Origin of the sequence: Neisseria sp. 19428wB4_WF04, assembly GCF_015235335.1 — a bacterium.
Taxonomy (GTDB): Bacteria; Pseudomonadota; Gammaproteobacteria; order Burkholderiales; family Neisseriaceae; genus Neisseria; species Neisseria musculi.
Map to the genome: position 1 here is coordinate 1 of NZ_JADGLG010000139.1, position 659 is coordinate 659.

The window sequence follows — 659 nt, forward strand, 5'->3', positions numbered from 1 at the left end:
CCACCGCCCCGATGATCAGCGTAGACGCGCCGGACAACAGCAGTGACAACACCCCGACCATCAGCGGCAAAACCGATGCGCCCGCCGGTTCGGTGGTAACCGTAGTGGTAACCGGTTCGGACGGCCAAAGCCAAACCGTTACCACCACCGTCAAGGCAGACGGCAGCTACAGCGTAGACGTGCCCAAAGCCCTGCCCGACGGCGGCTACACCGCCGAAGCCTCGGTGAAAGATCCCGCCGGCAACGAAGGCAAAGCCAAAGACAACGGCTCGGTCGACACCACCGCCCCGATGATCAGCGTAGACGCGCCGGACAACAGCAGCGACAACACCCCGACCATCAGCGGCAAAACCGATGCGCCCGCCGGTTCGGTGGTAACCGTAGTGGTAACCGGTTCGGACGGCCAAAGCCAAACCGTTACCACCACCGTCAAGGCAGACGGCAGCTACAGCGTAGACGTGCCCAAAGCCCTGCCCGACGGCGGCTACACCGCCGAAGCCTCGGTGAAAGATCCCGCCGGCAACGAAGGCAGAGCCAAAGACAACGGCTCGGTCGACACCACCGCCCCGATGATCAGCGTAGACGCGCCGGACAACAGCAGCGACAACACCCCGACCATCAGCGGCAAAACCGATGCGCCCGCCGGTTCGGTGGTAACC

Annotated in this window: 1 protein-coding gene; it reads left to right on the forward strand. The window is 64.2% G+C overall.

Features of this window, described 5'->3' with window-relative positions:
- A partial coding sequence (locus IR141_RS14285) for an Ig-like domain-containing protein (RefSeq protein ID WP_209304443.1) occupies nucleotides 1-659 on the forward strand: 659 nt, incomplete at both ends.